This is a genomic window from Acinetobacter sp. V2 (genome assembly GCF_001188385.1).
Taxonomy (GTDB): Bacteria; Pseudomonadota; Gammaproteobacteria; order Pseudomonadales; family Moraxellaceae; genus Acinetobacter; species Acinetobacter oleivorans.
In genome coordinates, this window is the sequence record NZ_JZFB01000002.1 from 81,835 (window position 1) to 102,526 (window position 20,692).

At 37.9% G+C, this 20,692-nt stretch carries 21 protein-coding genes; 11 read left to right on the top strand and 10 right to left on the bottom strand.

The genetic code is table 11. The features are described 5' to 3' along the window. Positions 1–76 (top strand): hypothetical protein (locus tag UC75_RS20925; RefSeq protein ID WP_228137280.1); only part of this gene is annotated, 76 nt, incomplete at its 5' end. A 180-nt stretch (positions 77–256) separates the two neighbouring features. Then, positions 257–1,045 (top strand): shikimate dehydrogenase, encoded by a 789-nt coding sequence (gene aroE, locus UC75_RS09185; RefSeq protein ID WP_049837395.1) that lies wholly within the window; start codon positions 257–259, stop codon positions 1,043–1,045. Positions 1,046–1,092: 47 nt separating this feature from the next. On the opposite strand, the gene UC75_RS09190 is transcribed toward aroE, so the two are convergent. Further along, positions 1,093–3,435 (bottom strand): hypothetical protein, encoded by a 2,343-nt coding sequence (locus tag UC75_RS09190; RefSeq protein WP_049837396.1) that lies wholly within the window; start codon positions 3,433–3,435, stop codon positions 1,093–1,095. Positions 3,436–3,690: 255 nt separating this feature from the next. Here UC75_RS09190 and UC75_RS09195 point away from each other — a divergent pair, with 255 nt between their 5' ends. Continuing rightward, entirely contained in the window at positions 3,691–5,514 is a 1,824-nt protein-coding gene (locus UC75_RS09195) for an acyl-CoA dehydrogenase C-terminal domain-containing protein (RefSeq protein ID WP_005301163.1), read from the top strand. A 66-nt stretch (positions 5,515–5,580) separates the two neighbouring features. Here the strand turns inward: UC75_RS09195 and UC75_RS09200 are convergent, their stop codons facing one another. Further along, positions 5,581–6,228, bottom strand: coding sequence for a hypothetical protein (locus tag UC75_RS09200; RefSeq protein ID WP_128825229.1), 648 nt, complete (start codon positions 6,226–6,228; stop codon positions 5,581–5,583). A 250-nt stretch (positions 6,229–6,478) separates the two neighbouring features. Between UC75_RS09200 and UC75_RS09205 the strand changes: the two genes are divergently transcribed. Then, on the top strand, positions 6,479–6,733 hold the full coding sequence (locus UC75_RS09205) for a PspC domain-containing protein (protein WP_004789692.1): 255 nt from the start codon (positions 6,479–6,481) through the stop codon (positions 6,731–6,733). 63 nt (positions 6,734–6,796) lie between these two features. On the opposite strand, the gene UC75_RS09210 is transcribed toward UC75_RS09205, so the two are convergent. From UC75_RS09210 to UC75_RS09225, 4 genes are all read right to left on the bottom strand, one after another. After that, complete coding sequence (locus UC75_RS09210; protein ID WP_049837398.1) at positions 6,797–7,897, bottom strand: HPP family protein; 1,101 nt, start codon at positions 7,895–7,897, stop codon at positions 6,797–6,799. A 133-nt stretch (positions 7,898–8,030) separates the two neighbouring features. Then, positions 8,031–8,828, bottom strand: coding sequence for a TIGR03915 family putative DNA repair protein (locus UC75_RS09215; protein ID WP_049837399.1), 798 nt, complete (start codon positions 8,826–8,828; stop codon positions 8,031–8,033). Positions 8,829–8,830: 2 nt separating this feature from the next. After that, entirely contained in the window at positions 8,831–10,093 is a 1,263-nt protein-coding gene (locus UC75_RS09220; RefSeq protein ID WP_049837400.1) for a putative DNA modification/repair radical SAM protein, read from the bottom strand. Positions 10,094–10,202: 109 nt separating this feature from the next. Then, the gene (locus UC75_RS09225; RefSeq protein WP_049837401.1) at positions 10,203–10,619 is read right to left on the bottom strand and encodes a lysozyme inhibitor LprI family protein; all 417 of its coding nucleotides are present in this window, start codon (positions 10,617–10,619) and stop codon (positions 10,203–10,205) included. Positions 10,620–11,406: 787 nt separating this feature from the next. Here UC75_RS09225 and glyQ point away from each other — a divergent pair. The 4 genes from glyQ (at position 11,407) to UC75_RS19160 (ending at position 15,188) form a co-directional block, all read left to right on the top strand. Then, positions 11,407–12,384 carry a glycine--tRNA ligase subunit alpha gene (glyQ, locus tag UC75_RS09235; protein WP_002044989.1) on the top strand — a complete coding sequence of 326 codons (978 nt, stop codon included), beginning with the start codon at positions 11,407–11,409 and terminating at the stop codon, positions 12,382–12,384. After that, complete coding sequence (gene glyS, locus UC75_RS09240) at positions 12,384–14,453, top strand: glycine--tRNA ligase subunit beta (RefSeq protein ID WP_049837403.1); 2,070 nt, start codon at positions 12,384–12,386, stop codon at positions 14,451–14,453. The genes glyQ and glyS overlap by 1 nt, the downstream gene beginning before the upstream one ends. An 85-nt stretch (positions 14,454–14,538) precedes the next feature. Next, a complete protein-coding gene (locus UC75_RS09245; RefSeq protein ID WP_049837404.1) occupies positions 14,539–15,012 on the top strand; it encodes a hypothetical protein in 474 nt (157 codons plus the stop codon). Between the two features lie 32 nt (positions 15,013–15,044). Beyond that, on the top strand, positions 15,045–15,188 hold the full coding sequence (locus tag UC75_RS19160; protein WP_049837405.1) for a hypothetical protein: 144 nt from the start codon (positions 15,045–15,047) through the stop codon (positions 15,186–15,188). A gap of 51 nt (positions 15,189–15,239) precedes the next feature. On the opposite strand, the gene UC75_RS09255 is transcribed toward UC75_RS19160, so the two are convergent. Both UC75_RS09255 and UC75_RS09260 read right to left on the bottom strand, forming a co-directional pair. Further along, entirely contained in the window at positions 15,240–15,524 is a 285-nt protein-coding gene (locus UC75_RS09255) for a YciI family protein (RefSeq protein WP_049837406.1), read from the bottom strand. A gap of 67 nt (positions 15,525–15,591) precedes the next feature. Further along, positions 15,592–16,494: a DMT family transporter gene (locus UC75_RS09260; protein WP_049837407.1), complete on the bottom strand. Its 903-nt coding sequence runs from the start codon at positions 16,492–16,494 to the stop codon at positions 15,592–15,594. Between the two features lie 108 nt (positions 16,495–16,602). On the opposite strand from UC75_RS09260, the gene UC75_RS09265 reads away from it, so the two are divergent. From UC75_RS09265 to UC75_RS09275, 3 genes are all read left to right on the top strand, one after another. Continuing rightward, positions 16,603–17,469, top strand: a complete 867-nt coding sequence (locus tag UC75_RS09265; RefSeq protein ID WP_049837408.1) for a LysR family transcriptional regulator — start codon at positions 16,603–16,605, stop codon at positions 17,467–17,469. A 148-nt stretch (positions 17,470–17,617) separates the two neighbouring features. Further along, entirely contained in the window at positions 17,618–18,037 is a 420-nt protein-coding gene (locus UC75_RS09270) for a hypothetical protein (protein ID WP_013196750.1), read from the top strand. Positions 18,038–18,133: 96 nt separating this feature from the next. After that, entirely contained in the window at positions 18,134–18,568 is a 435-nt protein-coding gene (locus UC75_RS09275; RefSeq protein ID WP_013196749.1) for a hypothetical protein, read from the top strand. Positions 18,569–18,670: 102 nt separating this feature from the next. Here the strand turns inward: UC75_RS09275 and UC75_RS09280 are convergent, their stop codons facing one another. Both UC75_RS09280 and UC75_RS09285 read right to left on the bottom strand, forming a co-directional pair. Next, the gene (locus UC75_RS09280; protein WP_049837409.1) at positions 18,671–20,026 is read right to left on the bottom strand and encodes a S8 family peptidase; all 1,356 of its coding nucleotides are present in this window, start codon (positions 20,024–20,026) and stop codon (positions 18,671–18,673) included. Positions 20,027–20,061: 35 nt separating this feature from the next. Continuing rightward, positions 20,062–20,370, bottom strand: coding sequence for a hypothetical protein (locus UC75_RS09285; RefSeq protein ID WP_049837410.1), 309 nt, complete (start codon positions 20,368–20,370; stop codon positions 20,062–20,064). Between the last annotated feature and the right edge of the window lie 322 nt (positions 20,371–20,692).

Sequence of the window (20,692 nt, forward strand, 5' to 3'; positions counted from 1 at the left end):
CTCGCCAGAGAAACGTTTAACTGACTATTACCTAAAACCACGTGACTGGTTAAATTTAAAAGAAAAAGTCGCTTAATTTTTTGCTTTTTGGAGATTCTTTGGCTTCCACCCTAGAGAATCTCCTTTTTTATTTTCACTTTTCTGAACCTCATTCAAATATTTTTTCTTATTCCAATTTGGCTTATAGTGAGGCCTGCTGAATATTCAGCACACGTTTTTAACTGCTTCATGCCATTTTAAAATTTTGGATATAAGAATGACCAAACAGTTTGCAGTAATTGGCAACCCAATCGAACAATCACGCTCTCCTGAATTGCATCATGCTTTCGCTAAAAAAACAGGTGTTGATCTCGACTATCAAAAACGTCTTGCCCCTCTTGATGGTTTTGAACCAAGTATGCGTAGTTTCTTTGCAAATGGCGGAAGTGGCATGAACGTTACCGTACCATTTAAAGAACAAGCTTTTGCTTTGTGTGATGTGCTAACCGAACGTGCTCAAATTGCGAAAGCGGTGAATACGTTATGGATGCAGAATGGCAAATTGCACGGCGATAATACTGATGGCCAAGGCTTAGTGGCCGCAATTCAAGCCTTAGACTGGAACCTAGAAAATACAAATATTTTAATTTTAGGAGCTGGGGGGGCAACTCGTGGTGTTATTTACCCACTGGTACAGGCTGGCGCTAAAAAGATTGTGATTGCAAACCGTACTCTCGCTCGTGCAGAGCAACTTGTAGATGACTTAAAAGCAGCAGTTCCTCAAGCTCAATTACAAGCAATTTCTCTAAGTGAGTTAGTTGGGAATTTTGATATTGTAATTAATGCAACTTCTGCAAGCCTTTCAGGTGATGCATTACAATTACCAGAAAATCTAGAGTTCAAATATGCCTATGAAATGGCTTATGGCAAGCCATCTAGCTTCCTTGAGCAAGCTAAACAACGCAATGTGCCTTATGCGGAAGGTTTTGGAATGTTAGTGGGTCAGGCTATTGAAGCCTTTTATATATGGAATGGTGTGAGACCTGAATTAAAAGATTTTCTATAAAACAAAAAAGAACCTACTTTAAGTAGGTTCTTTTTTTATCTCATCTATTATTTTTTAGCTGTAACCATCTGCTTATAAACATCTCGGAAAATCTCATAATCAATAAATTCATTATGTTCAGGTTTTAAATTCTGAATTGTTTTCTCCGTAAGTTGCTGTTTACGCGCAGCAGCATAAGCCTTACCTAAAATATCAGCTGTTTGCGACAACAATGGTTTTTCTTCAGCAGAAGCACCATTTTGTTGTTCAAATTTTAATTGATATTGCTTCGAGAAAAGCTGCTCAGGCTGCTTATATTGTTTTTGTAATTTTTGCCATGCTTCACGCCCTGCCTCACCTTGTATTGTCGTAATCACAATATGGTCCACAGCACGACCTAAATCATTATCAAATTGCTCTTCTTGCTCAAGATGATGCTTTTTCTGCAATGCCTCAATACGCTCTAAAGCCTTACCTTGAGGATTATAAGTTTCTTCTTCAGAGAACCAGTAAGCATAAACTTCAGCAATTTCTTGCAACTGTTGAACTGAATAATAATGAATATATGACGGTTTTTCGGCAGTCAATTTTGCAATAAACACAGCCTTATATGTTTTGTCATAGGCACGTGTTGCATCATAAGTTTGGTTAGCCAACAGCGCTAGACTAGAATCTAAATCTTGTACATCGCTATGTAAGCCAACTGGATGTTCAGAAACATCACTCTGCCCAAGTTTTTCACTAAAGCCTTTTACAAAGTTTTCAAATAGCGAACCTTTGCTTGCTTCAGCAACTGATTTAGCTTGTTTAAGCTGCTGCTGGTCAATTGAAGTGGCTTTACCATAATTTAAAATTTGCATGTCCATTTTAATATTAAAGCGATGATTAAACTCGGCCGGTGTATAGGCAACATCATAATCTGCGTTGACTAAACGGCCTTTTTCATCAAGTCCAACATCTATCGTAATTGGATTTCTTTGTTTTGGTAAAGCTTGCTCAATCTCTGCTTTATGTTTTAACCACAAAGCTTTAAATGCATCATCATTCACAAACTGGTTCTGATCATAAGCAGCAAAAGTTTGTTTTAGGGCAGCTTGACGAGCTTTCATCTGAGTTTTTTCAGTATTTACAGCGCTCTGATCAAGCACATTAATACCGTAAATTTGACAGTAATTAATATCACCTAAGGCAACTGGTTTCTTAAGAGACTGTAATTCAACACACTGCTCTTCTGTAAGTGTAGCCACTTCTTCATCTTGTGCAGTTGGTTCAGCATCTGCTACAGCAACGTCTTCGGCTTGAGCTGAATCAGAGGCTGCTTCTGCTGCTGCCACTTCTTGAGCTGCACTTGCTTGGTCTTCATCACCTTCCTCAGAAGCCAATGTATTGCCAAAATGAGCATTAATAAGCGAATAAAGTTGCTGACTGACAGCCGCTGCATCTTCAGAAGAAACCTTCTGCCCCTCAGCACCAGTCGCCTTTTTCTTAGCTTCAGAAGCAGCAAGATCCGTTGCTATAGATTCAGCAATCTTTTGATCATCAAATCCTAAAACATTTTTTTGCAAATATTTTGCATTGACCTGACTATAGAGTTCCGATTGCAGCAATAACTCTTCGACCGTATCTTTTAAACGAATTTTTTCTACAATTCCTGCTTTACGGTCAGCATCGGTAACTGGTAAACGCTGTAAATTTTGAGGTTCAGCCAAACGATAAGATACCGCGCTAGAAGCTTTCGCATATTCAACAAACTTCTTCATATCGACGTTTGTAAACAGATTTTTATACTTTGAAAAATCGACATACGCCAAGTTATTTTGATTGTCTTTATTTACGAGATAAGGCATTAATCCGAAATAATTAACGTAAAATTTATAGTCTTTCAGATCAAGTACCATTGGCAATTTTGCCTGTACCAGTAAGGTCGGTTTCTCATATCTTGCAGTGAGATTTAACGACCCCATTTTTTGTCGGTAATGAACTGAACCATCGTAACTAAATTGGAGATCATTTAATAAATTAATTAATACGGCATTTACTTTTTCTGAACGTGATTCGTCAGATACACCCGAAACAGATTGCTCATTTGCAATTGCAGCATAAAGCGCCTGCTTCTGTTTTTTATTCAAATTAGTTTTTTGTTCACGTAAATATTGATCTACTTTTTTTTGCACTTCAGCATCAAGCTGAGCCGTTTTCTCTACAGTACTGATTTTCTTAGGCTGATTTGAATCAACATTAACTTTAAAATGCCCGCGGTAGTCATAGCTTGGGTATTCATACATTGCATTCATACCCTGAATGACTTTTTGATCTAAGTTGGCAGATGCCACTGATGGACGTAGGTTATGCTGCGCACATGCGGTCAAACCCAAACTAAATAAACATAAACTGAGATATTTTAAATGCATAACCTTTTTTAAAACCTTATAGCTTTATCTTTTTAGCAAAACTTGCTAAAAATAAAAAATAGTTGTTTTTTCACATAAAAGTATAAGTCCTGAATGTAGCAGAAAATGTATTTTCGGGTGTATTTATTTTCGACAAAATTCGCTTTTCTGACATTTCTTTCGGATGTGATTATCATTGTATTTTTATCAGGTGAGTGAATAATCAAATCATCGATTCAGATAATCCCACAATGATTCAAAATTAGGATTAAAGCCATGCCAGCATATAAAGCCCCGCTACATGATATTCGTTTCTTAATGAATGAAGTATTAGATTACCCTGCTCACTATAAAACTTTATCAAATGGTGAAAATGCAGATCCAGATACAGTTGATATGATTCTTGAAGGTGCGGCAGATTATTGTGAAAACGTATTGTCGCCACTTAACCAACCTGGTGATGAAGAAGGTTGCCATTTTGACAATGGTGAAGTGAGAACGCCTAAAGGCTTTAAAGAAGCTTATGACCAATTCGTAATGGGCGGTTGGCAAGGTCTTTCTTATCCAGAAGAATTTGGTGGTCAAGGCCTACCAATGTCATTAAATCTGATTAAATCAGAAATGATGGGTACTGCAAACTGGTCATTTACGATGTACCCTGGCTTAAGTTCGGGTTGTATGAATACTATCTTGCAATTCGGTACTGATGAACAAAAACAAACCTATATGCCTAAACTTGTTGAAGGTACATGGAGCGGCACAATGTGCTTAACCGAACCTCAATGTGGTACAGACTTAGGGCAAGTTAAAACTAAAGCTGAACCTCAAGCAGATGGCACTTATAAAATCTCTGGTACAAAAATCTTCATTTCTGCCGGTGAACATGACTTAACTGAAAATATTATTCACATCGTACTTGCACGTCTTCCAGATGCTCCTGCTGGTACTCGTGGTATTTCATTATTTATAGTACCTAAATTCATCCCTACTGCTGATGGCGGTGTTGGTGAACGTAATACAGTCGCTTGTGGTTCAATCGAACACAAAATGGGGATTCGTGCCTCTGCTACTGCCGTGCTGAACTTTGATAATGCAACTGGTTATTTAATCGGTGAAGTAAACAAAGGCCTACATGCAATGTTTACCTTCATGAACACAGCACGTATTGGTACTGCTGTTCAAGGTATTGCACATGCTGAGTTATCTTATCAAGGTGCGTTACCTTATGCGAAAGACCGTATGTCTATGCGTGCGCTTTCTGGTAAGAAAGATCCAGATAAGGTTGCTGATGCAATCATTCATCATGCTGACGTACGCCGTCTATTGTTGACTCAAAAAGCAATTGCTGAAGGTGGTCGTTCAATGATCTATCATGCTGCAAAACTTGCAGACAAAATGACAGATGCATTAACACGTGGCGACCAAGCTGCTTACGAAGACTATGATGATAAACTTGGTTTCTACACTCCAATTTTGAAAGGTTTCTTGACTGAACTTGGTTTAGAAGCTGCAAATAACGGTATGCAAGTTTACGGCGGCCACGGCTACATCAAAGAATGGGGCATGGAACAAATCGCTCGTGATGCTCGTATTTCAACGCTATACGAAGGTACAACAGGCATTCAAGCACTTGACTTGATTGGTCGTAAAGTATTGCTTAGCTCAAAAGGCAAAGTGGTTCGTGACTACACTGCTGAAATCTTAAAATTCTGTGCTGCGCACGCACGTAATAAATACTTACGTCGTTTTGCTTGGGACTTAACTAAGCTTTGTGCTCAATGGAATACATTAACTGTTCGTATCATGCTTGCTGCACGTAAAGACCGTGACATCGTATCTTCTGCTTCTGTAGACTTTTTAATGTTCTCTGGTTACGTGATGATGGCTTACTTCTGGGCGCAACAAGCAGTCATTGCTTCTGAAAAACTTGAAGCAGGTGATGGTGCAGAAACACCTGAATTCTATAAAGCTAAAATCAAAGTTGCAGACTTCTACTTTGACCGTATGTTACCTCGTACCCAAGGTCATGCAGAGTCGATGGTAACAAGCTCTCGCACATTAACATCATTACCAGTTGAACACTTTAGCTTCGACTACTAATGATTTTTAAATAGAGAAACGAAAAGAGCGCAATTCATATTGCGCTCTTTTTTATTCAAGTAATATTTATTCTTTAGTTAATACATAAGCCTTATTTGGAACAAAATAGTTTTGCTCTAAAAATTCACGGTTTTTACCATAATCGCTATAAAACAGCTTCTCTAGATTCATAATCAATCTTTTGTTTGAATCAAAATTAAAATAAAAATTAACTTTAGATAAAGGACATTGAATCGTTAACTCATGCTCTTTTTCATCCACCTTCCAATTTAAAGAAGGACATAATTCATTTACAGCAGCACTTTTAGCCCCATCTTTACTTCCCACGCGACCAAAATGAATAACATTCCAATAAGCCGATCCATTGGGTAATAAATTTAAAATGTACTCTGCTTCGCCCGACTCACAATCAGCAAAAGCATCCTCACATGAAATTCGGGTGTGATATCGCCCTACATATTGCAATAAGGTTCCGCTTAACTTTTTGGTTTGATCTAAGTTCTCTTCAGGTAAAAAAGTACGTCCTGCAACATAATCTAATGTTTTTGTAGATGTACTATTTTTTATTAGATTTTCTTCATGCGTAGAATTAGAGCTGGCACTAGAGTGATCTTTTGAGTTGGCATGGTTTATATCGCAAGCACTCAGTGTCAGGCACATCATAGCCCCTACAACTAAATACTTAACTAAAAAACTAGACCGCTTCAAAGACATATACATTATTCACAGATAACAGCAACCGCCATGTTTATATTCATTTCAGGCATTAACCAATTGCTGCAATAAACCCTTAAGCCCTGAAAAGGTGCATTTTAGTTGATGTTGGTTTCCTTCATCCCAATCCTTTACATATTTTAACCAATTTACTTTTGAGAGGACTTTAAACCCGTTATTTCGCCTCCATATTTTTATTAAGCAAGAGCACAATAGCTTCTTGTAATTATTTATCTTTAAGGAGAATTAGATGGCCAGTTCTGGTTTATATCGCTCGAACCGACACAGCATGATCGCCGGTGTAATGGGTGGTATTGCTGAACGTTTTGGTTGGAACGTAACTTTACTACGCGTCATTTTTGTTTTGATCTCAGTTATGAGTGCGGCCTTTCCAGGAATTTTAGTTTATCTGGTTTTATGGTTAGTCATTCCAAAAAAACAGCCAGAGCATATTGAAGGCTATCGACAATCCGTTCGAACAGTAAATGAAGAACAAGTACGTTAATTAATAATTTTGGTCGCTACGGTTGCATCCCCTAATCAACCGTAGCTTTTTTTATTCTAAAAATTATAGCTTTTGATTTAACTGTTGCTGTAACGCAGCAATCATATCTGCGCGGCTGATCATTCCTACGAGCTTGCGATCTTCAACCACAGGTATGTAGTTAAACGACTTTTCTACAAAGTATGGCACCAAATCTTGAATAGGTTGAGTTGGTAGTACCGTGACCACTCGACGACTCATAATTTGTTTTACATAATGCTGCCAAGAGTTTCTTGGATCTGCTGCACCTTTAAACCACTCTACAACTTCATATAACGCTAAAGTTCCCACCAAATGGTTTTCTGCATTTACTACAGGTAGGCTCATCAAGTTCACTTGTTTAAATTTATCGAGCGCCTGATGAATGTCGTCAGCTTCATGTAGTTTGATAACATCACGGCTCATAATATCCTGACAGATATATTGATTTACCATGCGCTCATTGGCATGTTCCTGAGCCTCTAAAATGATTTTTTCTAAATCGTACTGACTAATATCTAGTAATTCTGTGTGATGCCCTAATGCATACTCAATGTCTTTGGGTTGAATAGATACTTTTTGAGTCGGTGTAGGGTCTTTACTACGGTCATTAAGATGAGCAGTAACCGGATAATGCCGCCCAATTAATCTATTAAAAAAGATGGCGAAACCGAGTAAAAGCAACGAGTTGAGTAAAACTGGATAAAAAATAAAATAAAAGCCTAATTTATGAATTGCAGCACCGCCCAACACAGCCGTAATGGCGACTGCACCACTTGGTGGGTGTAAAGAGTCGGTGGTCATCATTAAAAATATGGCAAAACCTACTGCGACACTAAAAGCTGTAGTTAAATCAGGAATCCACTGCGCACAGGCAACACCAATAATTCCAGCTAAGGTATTACCAACAATCACATTCCATGGTTGAGCCAAGGGACTAGTCGGCACAGCAAACAATAGAACAGATGAGGCGCCCATTGGGGCGATGTACCAAGCATTAATTCCACCTAGAACATACCAGCTAATTAAGGAAGAAATTGCTAAACCACACAACGCTCCAATACCGCAAAGTAACCGTTCCTTTAAAGGTAAAACCTTAAAATTTGGCTTTAAAATCTGTAACCATTCTGGCTGTATAACACTCACAGTACACCTTTGGGGATATGCCGTTATTTATAACGGGCAAAAGTATACGCGCAAAGCCACATAAAGTGCATTTAAATTATATCTTTAAACGACAAGAAAACTTATTGAAAATTATCTTTATTATTTTAAAACTTTAATATTCCATCAATTTTTCATTTAAGTAACGCCAGTAACGTTTTGGTAAATATTGCACATGAAGTTTTATATTTTGGCGCTCAGTAATATTAACGCTATTAAAATAATCTTTCCAAAGCTGGTCATATAAAACTTCCTGCTCATCCAGCTCAAGCTGAAAGCTTTGACTCATTCCATTTTTTAAATTACGGTCAACTTTTGAGGCTTCAAGTGAAACTTCATGTATTTCACGTAAATCATAGTAAATTCCAAACTTGCGTTGCTCGTCATAAATAAGCCAACGTTGATCTTGATAACGCCGTTTAAAATGCGGCTGAATAAGCGGTAAAACATTAAAATCGGGACGAACTAAACTCAAAAAAAGCTCATCTTTGGTTTTCTTAAAACGAATAAAAGCCTCCATTCGATGCTTCTCTCGCCCGACCTTTTTCGTCCATTGTGCAATCGCTAAAACACTAGGATTTGAATAATCTTTTTCAATGGAAACATGGCTAGTAAACACATAGATACAGTAATTAAATAAATGCTGATAGGCGTCTAAAGACTCAGATAAAGAGGCAAAATAAAATTGTTTTAACGAAGATGGTGAAAGCTTTTTTTGTAGTGCTGACCAAACACGCTCGGCATGTTGCTCGTTATTTGAAATCTCAATTTTATCAGCAAATAAGCCATGTTGAGCCGCATCATTTAAACAGAGCCTGACCTGTAATTCTTTAAATTGAAATGCACGAAAAACACAGCTCAGTAGCCCAACCATTGAACCATCAAAATAGTAAGCCACTTCATCATTAAACATGGCTAAAACCCAAGGCTTAATTGTGGCGAGAGTTGCTGCACATATTTCGAAGATCCCTGCGTTAAAATCTGCTGCCGAATAAAACTTGAAGAAAGTTCTTTTTGGAATTTTGGGCTGTCTTCACAGCGAATAAAGAATTTTGCACGCTGATAAGCCACGCCGAGTTTTTTAAGTAAATCGATATGGATTCTTCCAAAACGGCGAGCCTGAACAATTTTCTTAGCCGATTTCACGCCAATGCCTGGTACACGCAAAATCATTTGATAGTCGGCACAATTTAAATCTACCGGAAACTGTTCAGGATGCCTTAAAGCCCAGCTTAATTTCGGGTCTACATCAAGATCTAAGTTTGGATGTTTTTCATTGACGATTTCATTAACCTGAAAACCATAAAAGCGCATGAGCCAATCGCTTTGATAGAGTCGGTTTTCCCGCAATAATGGCGGTGCAGAACCCACTGCTGGTAAATAATTATTTTCAGTATTAATTGGGATATAACCAGAAAAATAGACGCGTTTAAGTTTAAATTCTTTGTAGTGCTTGTCTGCCATAAACAAAACATCTTGATCTGACTCTTGATGTGCACCCACTACCATTTGAGTGGTCTGCCCTGCTGGCACATACTTTGGGACATGCTTAATGATTTGGCGTTCATCTTTAAGCTGAATCAGTCTGTCACGGACCAAACCTAAATCTTTTTGCACTTCCTGATGTGATTTTTCTGGTGCAAAAGTTTTTAGGCCAACCTCGGTAGGCATCTCTAAATTAATACTCATACGGTCAGCATATAAACCTGCTTCATGGATCAGTTCAGGCGATGCTCCCGGAATTGTTTTTAAATGAATATAGCCATTAAAGTTTTCTTCAAGGCGCAATTTCTTTACGACTTGGAGCATACGCTCCATCGTATGGTCCGCCGATTTAAAAATGCCCGAGCTTAAAAATAAGCCTTCAATATAATTACGGCGGTAAAAATTAATAGTTAAATCTACGACTTCTTGCACTGTAAATGCTGCACGCTGGACGTCATTAGAACGACGTGAAACGCAATAGGCGCAGTCAAAAATACAAACATTACTAAATAGAATTTTTAAGAGTGATACACAGCGACCATCTTCGGTATAGCTATGACAAATACCCGAATGGCTGGCATCCCCTAGACCTTTATCTTTGTTTTTACGGTCACTGCCACTTGATGAACAAGACACATCATATTTAGCGGCATCAGCAAGAATTTGTAGTTTTTCCCGAATGCGATCAGACATATCAAACGACTCATTTATGGCATCGTTTAGAAAATATCATTTTGCATTCTTAAATTTAATCCAGTGAAGTACGCTCAGCGTCATGAGGTGACGTTTAAAATGGACTAGCTTAATTAACGTATTCTTCAAGCTGCTTTACACGCTTTTCATACTCTTGCATTGGGCAATACGAATACATCGGTGAGCCAATGTATGAGCCTGCATTACTACATTCCTGATCTACATAAGCTTTCCAAAGTCGCTGAGATTTTAAAATATCTTGGTAACGTTCTGGCTGTTTGTATTCTTCGCTTTGTGTACGAATTTGATCAATGAGAGCAACAATTTTTTCTTCATAAGTCTTTTTAGCTTTATCAGAACAACTATACACGACCATATTATTAATGCTTTCAAGTTGCATTTCTTTAATGGTCTGATCTACACATTGATTATATTCATCTTGCTCATCAGTTTCGGTTTGCGCGTAAAGCCATGGACTACAAAAAAGGCTGGATAAAACAATGAGTTTGCAGCAAAATTTCAGCATAACTAATTCTCGATTCTATAATTTTTAATATGCTTCAATATAACAAAAATTCTGTAACGGTTGCCTATCAGTCTAAATTCACAGAACAGAACATCAACATTGAATGAACGCTCAGCTAATTGAATATAAAATCCTTATAAGCAGAACTATATTAATTAAACATTTTGATTTGATCACATTTTCAAATACATTAACTTTTATTCATGCTATACATAGTTATAAGAATCAAACTCATATTGATTTATATGAAAAAATCTAATTTTAAAATTTTCATTCAAAATTTAGATCCCAATCAAAGCCAAATTTTATATAGTCTTTTAAAAGTCCCACTCTACTTATTTATACCTGCTTGGCTTCTATGGATCTTTACCATGATGCTATATGAAGGATTCACTTTAGAAATTCTAAAAACTGCTGCGAATATGCCTTTGATACTCTTTATGGTTGTAATGACTTATTACATACTCGCGTTTATACCTGCTTATCTATTTCAACTTTTCTTGCAAAAGTATAATTTCATAAATTTTTTCTCAATTATTACTAGTGCGATCATACTTACTACGTTAATTCTTAGTTTAATGTGCTTAGAATTCGCACCAATAGAAATGATCATTTTCTTTAGTTATTTTTCTATAATTTTCGCTATTACATATTGGATATTACTACTCAAAAGTATAAAAAAAGCAGCTAAACCATCAAATCTGAAATTCCCAAACTAGCCTTTGCCACTCCCCCACAAAATCCTTATACTTAGGGGCAATTTTTCTCATAAATTCGTGGATGCTACATGAGTCGCGCCATCTCGCACATTGATACATTTCAGGGCTTAATTCTTGCCCTACAAAACTATTGGGCCGAACAAGGCTGCGTCGTACTACAACCTTACGACATGGAAATGGGCGCTGGAACATTCCACACCGCAACATTCTTACGTGCTTTAGGGCCTGAAACTTGGAATGCTGCATACGTTCAACCTTCACGTCGTCCAAAAGATGGCCGCTATGGTGAAAACCCGAACCGTTTGCAACACTATTACCAGTTCCAAGTGGTACTTAAGCCAAATCCAGACAACATCCAACAGCTCTATCTTGATTCTTTAAAAGCAATCGGGATCGATACGCTTACTCACGATATTCGCTTTGTAGAAGACAACTGGGAATCTCCGACGCTAGGTGCTTGGGGCTTAGGTTGGGAAGTTTGGCTTAACGGTATGGAAGTGACTCAGTTCACTTACTTCCAACAAGTCGGTGGTGTTGAATGTTACCCAGTAACAGGTGAAATCACTTACGGTTTAGAACGTCTTGCAATGTACCTTCAAGGTGTTGACTCGGTTTATGACCTTGTTTGGACCAAAGGCCAATTTGGTACTGTAACCTACGGCGACGTATTCCATCAAAATGAAGTTGAGCAATCAACTTACAACTTTGAATACGCTCCAGTTGAAAAACTATTTGAACTGTTTGATTTTTATGAATCAGAAGCAAACCGTTTAATTGAAGCAAAACTTTCTCTTCCTGCTTATGAGCAAGTGGTTAAAGCGTCTCATACCTTTAACTTGCTTGATGCACGTGGCGCAATTTCTGTAACTGAGCGTCAACGTTACATTTTACGTGTACGTACTTTAGCGCGTGCTATTGCACAAAGTTATGTACAAGCACGTGCAGAGCTTGGCTTCCCAATGGCAGAACCACACTTGCGTGATGAAGTATTGGCACAGCTAAAAGCACAAGCTGAAAGTGAAGCAGCAAAGGCGGAGAAAAACTAATGAGCAAACATACTGTTTTATTCGAACTTGGCTGTGAAGAGCTTCCACCAAAAAGCTTAAAAACTTTACGTGATGCATTACAGGCAGAAACGGTAAAAGGTTTAAAAGATGCGGGCTTAAACTTCGCATCAATTGAAGCTTATGCAGCTCCACGTCGTTTAGCGCTTAAAATTGTTGATATTGATGCTGCTCAAGCTGATACACAAAAACGTTTTGACGGCCCTGCTGTTCAAGCGGCTTATGATGCAGAAGGCAAACCGACTAAAGCACTTGAAGGCTTTATGCGTGGCCAAGGCATTACAGTTGATCAGCTTTCTACTTTCCAAGCAGGTAAAGTTGAAAAAGTTTGCTATTTAAAAGATGTAAAAGGTCAAAGCCTTGATGCTTTACTTCCACAGATTTTACAAACTGCATTAGACAATTTACCAATTGCTAAGCGTATGCGTTCTGCTGCAAGCCGTACCGAATTTGTACGTCCAGTGAAATGGGTTCTCTTACTTAAAGATGACCAAATTGTTGACGCGACTATTCAAGATCACAAAGCTGGCAATGTGACTTATGGTCACCGTTTCCATGCACCTGAAGCTGTGACGTTAGCGCATGCAAATGACTATTTAGCTGCTTTAGAGAAAGCTTACGTTGTTGCGAACTTTGAAAAACGTCAAGCAACCATTCAAGAACAAGTGAAAAAGTTAGCTGATGAAGTGAACGCAACTGCGATTGTTCCAGCGGATTTACTTGATGAAGTAACAAGTCTGGTTGAATGGCCTGTGGCTTTACGTGCAAACTTTGAAGAGCGCTTCCTTGCTGTTCCTCAAGAAGCACTTATTACGACGATGCAAGACAACCAGAAATATTTCTGCTTGATCAATAGCGAAGGTAAATTACAGCCTTACTTCATTACTGTTTCAAACATTGAGTCTAAAGACCCGACTCAAATTATTGAAGGTAATGAAAAAGTTGTTCGTCCTCGTTTGTCTGATGCTGAGTTCTTCTTCTTACAAGATCAAAAGCAACCACTTGCATCTCGTAAAGAAAAACTAGCAAACATGGTATTCCAAGCACAACTCGGTACGCTTTGGGATAAATCAACACGTATTGCAAAACTTGCAGTTGCATTGTCTTCAATCACTGGTGCAAACCCAGCCGAGGCTGAAAAAGCTGCATTACTTGCTAAATGCGACTTAACCTCTGAGCTTGTTGGTGAGTTCCCAGAACTTCAAGGTATTGCAGGTACTTACTACGCGCGTATTGAAGGTGAAAACACTGAAGTTTCTGAAGCTTTAGGTGAACAATATTTACCAAAATTTGCTGGTGATGTTTTACCAAAAACCAAAACAGGTACAACGATTGCCCTTGCTGACCGTTTAGATACCCTTGTTGGTATTTTCGGTATTGGACAAGCGCCTACAGGCTCTAAAGACCCGTTTGCTCTTCGTCGTTCAGCAATTGGTATCTTACGTTTAATCATTGAAAATGAGCTAGACGTAACAATTGAAGAGCTAGTTAATCTTGCACTTCAAGGTTATGGCGACATCGTTAAAGACCATGACAAGACTCTTGCTGATGCGGTTGCATTCTTGGAAGGTCGTTACCGTGCTAAGTACGAAGACCAAGGTGTTGCTGTTGACGTACTTCAAGCTGTTCAAGCACTTGCACCGAAGTCTCCACTTGATTTTGACAAGCGCGTAAATGCTGTTAATCACTTCCGCACATTACCTGAAGCTGCTGCACTTGCTGCTGCAAACAAGCGTGTCGCTAATATTCTTGCAAAAGAAGCTGCACCAGAAGGTTCTGTAGTTGAAGCAAACTTGGTTGAGGATGCTGAAAAAGCATTATTCGCTGAACTTCAAGCAGTTACTCCTGTGGTTGAACCATTACTTGCAGCAAAAGATTACACTGCTGCACTCTCTAAGCTTGCAGCACTTCGCGCACCGATTGATGCATTCTTTGATGGTGTAATGGTCATGGCTGATGATGCTGACCTGAAAGCAAACCGTTTACGCTTATTAGCTCAGTTACGTAACTTGTTTACTGCTGTTGCTGATGTGAGTGTGTTGCAAGGCTAAGCCTTTATTTGTTGTAATTTAATGAGAACCCCTCTATAAATTAGTGGGGTTTTTTAATATTAAGAATAAATCAGCAGTCATCATAATGAATACCACTTCAATTAAAAAGTTTTACCGTATAGATGCTTACCTTGTTCTTTGCCACACCTTTTTGCTGGCATTCGGTTATGGTCTATGGAAGCTATATCCTCATATACAAACCAAACCAGATATGAGCGGCCTGTTCTTTATGATTATCTCTATTCTAGGCGGTTTTGCAGGGCTGATTATGCTAGCTATAACTTTGCCTCGTTTAGATCGTTCTGTTCGTAATTTATCAGTGAACAAATTTATTTTGGCTCTGCTGTATTGGGTTTCTAGTACCATTATTTTCGTGCTATTTGGCATCAGCAAATTCTTCTTCAATAATCCGCTAGTTTTGCTGGTTTTTGTTTTGGTTTTTTTCAGCAGTATTTATCTTTCGGTGATTCGCCTTGCAGATATGCGTAAAAAAGATTGGCTGATCTTAAGCGGAATTTTTGGAGCTATTGTGCTGTTTTTCTTTTTGCCAGAGCTTTAGAAAATGGTTTAAGTAAAGATTCTGAGCTTATAATGCTTTGTGTACCTAACGATACCTTCTTTGATGGCTTAATGGTGATAGCGGATGATGCTGACCTAAAAGCAAACCCTTTACATTTATTGGCTCAGTTACGTGGCTTATTTACTACTGCTGATGTAAGTGTGTTGCAGGGTTAATTAGCTCATTATTAATAAAGGGATCTTTTATAGATCCCTTTATTTTTTACGTTAAACAAACTCTTTAATTTCTTCTAAACTTTTCGATGGCTCAAACCACATAAAATCATAATCAGCCACATCATGAATATAAAACGGATCATTTTTCATGATCTCTTCAGCTTCTTGAACCGAAGAGCTTAGAACTAAAATCACCCCACCTACTCTATTTTCCCGGCGCCCCGACGCCAGAAATTTCTTTTGCTCATAGTAATGACCTAAAAATGCAATATGCTCTTTGAGTACAGCATCAACTTCGGCTAATGGTTTTTTATAAGTCAAAGTAACAACAATCATCTCATTCTCTTAAAGTAAGTAGTGCATGACATAATATCAATCTATAGATAGTTTAATGATCTATAGATTATTCGATAGTACGCCTATTCCCCCAATTCATCCACACCAAACTCCCCACAATAATTACTCCACCCAGCAACACCATCATTGATGGTTTTTCATTTAAAAAAAGAACCGCCAAACTCATGGCGACAATAGGCGAACAATATAAAAAATTCGATGCAATCGTTAATGGCATATTTTTAAGTACATAGCCCCAAAGTACATAAGCCATCGCACTTGGGAAAATACCTAGCAAGACAACTGACATATTAGCTTGCCAAGTGGCATGTAAAATTTCATCAGGCAAATGAGCACTATAAAAAAGTAAAGGAATAGTCCCGAACCAGATGATGTAGCACATCATGCTCAAGGCATCATAATTTAAAGCAAATTTTTTATATAAATTAAAATAAAGTCCCCATGCAATTGCAGCTAAAACAATCAATAAACTATAAGGGCTCGGCATACCAAAACCATGATCTCCACTAACCACCAACACGGCGCCGCAAAGACCGAGCAAAATACATAACCATTGTTTGAAACTAATTTTTTCCTTAAAAAGCAAAGCTGAAATAATAAAAGTAAATAACGGAATAGATTGACTCAAAATACTAGATGCGACTGCACTTACATATTGCTGCCCTGTATTTATAAGCAAATGATGCAGAGTTACAGAGAAAAAACCTAATACAGCAAGTGCAGGGACATCTTTCCACTTTAAAGGTTGAGTGCCTTTTTTCATGACCAAAAGCAGTAAAAAAAACGATGCAATCAAAAAGCGGAGCAAGGCAATATGCTGCGGTGTATATGAATGCAAAGCACTATGTACGCCAATAGGTGAATAGCCCCAACAAAAGACGGTCACAGCAATACATAAATAGAGCTTAAATGCGGGAGGCTGGGTTTCGGCAGCAAGAGAAATTGCCATGGTAAATCTGCACTAATGAAATGGAACTCTTTCATCATATGCGCATGGATAGTTGAATAAAATTAACTTATATTGAGTAAAATATTCATTAAAAGTGAATGATAAAATATGGATATCGCTCAGTTAAAAATGTTTCAGACCGTGGTTGAGTGTGGCACGATGGCTAAGGCATCAATGCAACTACATTGTGTACCATCCAATATCACAACGCGCATTAAACAACTCGAAGAAGAATTAGGCGCACCGCTGTTTTATCGGGAAGGAAAAAGTTTAAAGCTCACACCCTCTGGAGAAATTTTTCTTAATTATTGCCATAAAATTTTAGCACTGTGTGATGAAGCGAAACGAAGTATTCACCCTGATGCACCGCCCTCTGGTCCATTAAAAATTGGGGCTATTGAATCTTCTGCTACAACTCGCCTACCCAATTTACTTGCGAAATATCATCAACGTTTTCCAGAGGTTTCCATTCAAATTATTACAGGCACATGGAAACAGCTATTAGTCGATATTTCTCAACACAAACTTGATGGTGCAATTGTCGCGGGCAATATCGAGTTTCCTATGCTAAATAAACTTAGTATTTATCAAGAAGAAATGGTCTTGATTGCATCCCATTCTTTGGGAGAGATCCACAACCAAGAAGACCTGATTGGTAAAGAAATTTTTATGTGGACTGAAGGCTGCCCTTACCGAGCAGCTCTCGAAGAATGGCTTAAGCTCAAAAATATTTCACTTCCAATTACGAGCATTACCAGTTACGCCACCATTATCGGTTGCGTCAGTGCAGGCTCTGGTGTGTCTTTGGTACCGAAGAGTATTTATGAACAATATAAAAATTTAACCAATATTCGAGGCTATAAATTTGAACATCTTGCCTTTATGCAGAATCAATTTTTTTGGCATAAAAATGTGAGCAACCATAAAGCCAGAGATATGTTTTTAGAATTGATTAAATCTGAATTTTGTTTATGAGTCATTGGGAGAATTACTTTATTGCGAACAAGTGATGATTTATCGTAATCAAATCGTATGGGTTTTATCTCATTGCAGTACAAGCTTTATTTTTAACAGTAAGATCACCACTTCATCTTTTGATTCTGGTTGGGGAGATTTATCCAAAATGAAAACCATACACATTTTATGTATTGCGACCTCTATGTTGGCTTCATCGACCTTATTTGCTGAAACAACGCAACCACAACAAGTGGGTGAAACAACCTCTAAAGCACAACCTTATGGTGATAACCCAAGTTTAGGTCGTGTATTGTTATATAAAACTGGAAAAGGCATACAAAATTTAGGAGACTCTATTCAAGGAGCTTCTGAAAAAACCTCAAATAAAATTAGTGAAAAGTGGAAAAACACCAAAGAATTTACAGCTGAAAAAGCAGAAGTCGTTCAACAAAAAGCAGATACAGCCAAAGCTTTTACAGAAAATAAAATAGATCAAGCGAAGCAAAATATTACCAGTAGTCGAAACGGTGAAAATATCCCAATTGAACAAGGTGAGCTAAGTAAATCGAGCACAACAACTAACTAATTTGCTAGGACAGCGCGATAAATTCGCGCTTTTATAAATACAGATATTCATTTAGAACTATTGATCATCAACTATAAAGAGCTAGGAATCTGCCTTATGAATAGTCAAAAACTTCTCTTTTCAACACTATGCTGCTTAGCATTAACTGCATGTGCAACCTCTGCACCGCCTTCTTCATCTTATTCTCAGGCACAAGTTCTAGAGCAAGATACCAATATCGAAGCTTATCCATCAACTACAGGTAATGTAGCCAAACTCATTAAACAAGATAAGCAAGCTTGCATGATTGAATTTACGGGATATTTAGGGGGCGGACACGTTACTGAACACTGGGTATTTAATGATAAGGGGCTGATTTCAGCTACATCATTTACCCAACAATATCCTGATGAGTCAGGCATATTAAATCAGGCAACAAACTCTACGACTAAAAGCTCAACAACTTTTAATATTCAAGATCCAGAAATTCAGAATAATTTCAAAAAACTCCAAAATAACTTTAATCCAGCAAATTTAGAAAAGTGTCATTAATACTTTTTCATAAAAAGCCCGTTGCAAAAGCTACCTTCTGCAACGGGTTATAGCTATTTTAAAAATTTCTTGGACCTAATTTAAAAAATTATAAATAAGCTATTAATTAATAGTTAAGCCATTTGTTGCTGCCAGTAAATCAATACGCGGGAAAACCAAGCCCGTTCTTGAGTCAGTGATTGGCTTACCTGTCGTTTTTAAACGGCTGATGGTTTGATCAATACTTTCTGTTGGACTTACGCTATTCGCTCGTAATAAAGCAATCGCACCTGCCACATGTGGTGTAGCTTGAGATGTACCTCCCATAGTGTAGCCACCCGCGGTAATCATTGCCCCCGGTGCCAATAAAGTCACAAGGCTACCACCATTACTGAAGCACGCTACTTTGTCTGCTGCTGTTGTTGGGTCAGAACATTTCACAGGATTCCCCCATGACACACCCCCAATATTACTGTCATAAACAGCACCAACTCTTACTGCACCAGCAACACAGGCAGGAGATGAAATTCCATCTGAAAATGCATCATTGCCTGAAGCGACTACAGGTACCACACCAGCAGCTCGTGCATTAGCAAATGCTGTTCCATAACTGCTGTCGCTACACTCCGAGGTATATTTAACACCTGGTACGCCAAGGCTTAAGTTAACTGCTTTAATATTATAGGTTTGCGCATTATTTACAGCCCAGTTAATCCCTGCGAGGATATCACTATCATAAGCTGTGCTTACCCATTTACCTTGGGATCTGACCTTTCTAAAAACATCAATGCCTATAATTTTGGTCTTGGTGGCAACCTTGGATACAATGCCAGAAACATTACTACCATGCCCATCATCATCTAAAGCGCCATCATCTGGTGCACTATCAAATGAGTAAACAACGCGACAAGTATTTGACGGTGTATTTACTGCCGTACAACCAAAATCAGAATGAAGATAATTCACCCCTGTATCAATCACTGCCACACTAGAGCCTTCCCCAGTGAAACCATTGATATTTGCTTGTGGTTGATTAATTAAAGGTAAACTTTCATTGGTCGTGGTTTGATTAATACGATTTGGGTAAACCGCTTTAACATTCGGATCATTGAGTAAAGAGACCAAAGCTTCGCGGTTACTAATCCGATAAAAAGCTAAAGGCAAATTATTGTAGTCCCGAAGTACTTGAATACCACCAGCACGGTTAAACCTTGCCTGTAAATTTTTCTTATTTGTTGCAATATAACTTCGCCGTTCTAACCCGGAAGGCACGCTCACCGAAGCAATATTGTATTCAACAATTAAATCATTCGAATCATTATTCACCAAGGCATCTAAATCGATTTTGCCCTGAAATACTTTTTGTTTTGCTGCCTGATTTAATCGCTGTTTAGCACCTTTAGAATCTAAAGGAAGAGCTGATGCAGTTGTACTTAAAATCGTACATAGACCTAATAGAAATAACGTTTTACTTTGCATTATTTTTCTCCGTAGTTTTTCAACTAACAATTTACTTATTTCGCTTTTATTTCATTTGCTGGATCTTTTTCTGGATCAATCGGTTGAATTGAAGGATCACTTTTTGTGTCATAAAAAGGAACAGTATCAGCTGATACCGATTGTGGATGAGTTGAATGTTGAGATAGATTTTTAGGTTGAGTAGGCTCCTTAAGTTTAGAAAGAAAAGACGATGTGTCTGGTTGTGGCGAATTCGACTCATGTAAAGCAGAATTAAACACATCAGATGCACCACTTGTGGGCTTTAAATAGAGAACAACGGCGATCAAGCCGACGATTACAAGAAGGGAAGCAATAATTTTCATCTGTCATATCTCTGTTTTTTTGTTTATAGATATCTATTTTTATTTTTGATTATTTGAAATAAAGCAGCATTTCTTAATATATTTTTCATGTGAAAAATCTATTTAATGAAACACATAACCACTAAAAAGTTAAAATAACTTTATCCCGAATAAGCAAAAATACAGTTCTGCCCTGTACGTTTATATTTCTGGCAGAAGATGGTTCAAAAAAGTGCTAAAAAGCGCCTTATTCTCATAATAAGCAATAACTATGCCGTTTACTCCAATAAATAATGAGATTTACATCACATTTGAAGATATAGAGAACAAATTCGAAAAAACG

Coding starts and splice junctions, on each gene's coding strand:
- aroE (WP_049837395.1), top strand. CDS start 257: ATGACCAAACAGTTTGCAGTAATTGGCAACCCAATCGAACAATCACGC.
- UC75_RS09190 (WP_049837396.1), bottom strand. CDS start 3,435: ATGCATTTAAAATATCTCAGTTTATGTTTATTTAGTTTGGGTTTGACC.
- UC75_RS09195 (WP_005301163.1), top strand. CDS start 3,691: ATGCCAGCATATAAAGCCCCGCTACATGATATTCGTTTCTTAATGAAT.
- UC75_RS09200 (WP_128825229.1), bottom strand. CDS start 6,228: ATGTCTTTGAAGCGGTCTAGTTTTTTAGTTAAGTATTTAGTTGTAGGG.
- UC75_RS09205 (WP_004789692.1), top strand. CDS start 6,479: ATGGCCAGTTCTGGTTTATATCGCTCGAACCGACACAGCATGATCGCC.
- UC75_RS09215 (WP_049837399.1), bottom strand. CDS start 8,828: ATGTTTAATGATGAAGTGGCTTACTATTTTGATGGTTCAATGGTTGGG.
- UC75_RS09220 (WP_049837400.1), bottom strand. CDS start 10,093: ATGTCTGATCGCATTCGGGAAAAACTACAAATTCTTGCTGATGCCGCT.
- UC75_RS09225 (WP_049837401.1), bottom strand. CDS start 10,619: ATGCTGAAATTTTGCTGCAAACTCATTGTTTTATCCAGCCTTTTTTGT.
- glyQ (WP_002044989.1), top strand. CDS start 11,407: ATGAGTCGCGCCATCTCGCACATTGATACATTTCAGGGCTTAATTCTT.
- glyS (WP_049837403.1), top strand. CDS start 12,384: ATGAGCAAACATACTGTTTTATTCGAACTTGGCTGTGAAGAGCTTCCA.
- UC75_RS09245 (WP_049837404.1), top strand. CDS start 14,539: ATGAATACCACTTCAATTAAAAAGTTTTACCGTATAGATGCTTACCTT.
- UC75_RS19160 (WP_049837405.1), top strand. CDS start 15,045: ATGCTTTGTGTACCTAACGATACCTTCTTTGATGGCTTAATGGTGATA.
- UC75_RS09255 (WP_049837406.1), bottom strand. CDS start 15,524: ATGATTGTTGTTACTTTGACTTATAAAAAACCATTAGCCGAAGTTGAT.
- UC75_RS09260 (WP_049837407.1), bottom strand. CDS start 16,494: ATGGCAATTTCTCTTGCTGCCGAAACCCAGCCTCCCGCATTTAAGCTC.
- UC75_RS09265 (WP_049837408.1), top strand. CDS start 16,603: ATGGATATCGCTCAGTTAAAAATGTTTCAGACCGTGGTTGAGTGTGGC.
- UC75_RS09270 (WP_013196750.1), top strand. CDS start 17,618: ATGAAAACCATACACATTTTATGTATTGCGACCTCTATGTTGGCTTCA.
- UC75_RS09275 (WP_013196749.1), top strand. CDS start 18,134: ATGAATAGTCAAAAACTTCTCTTTTCAACACTATGCTGCTTAGCATTA.
- UC75_RS09280 (WP_049837409.1), bottom strand. CDS start 20,026: ATGCAAAGTAAAACGTTATTTCTATTAGGTCTATGTACGATTTTAAGT.
- UC75_RS09285 (WP_049837410.1), bottom strand. CDS start 20,370: ATGAAAATTATTGCTTCCCTTCTTGTAATCGTCGGCTTGATCGCCGTT.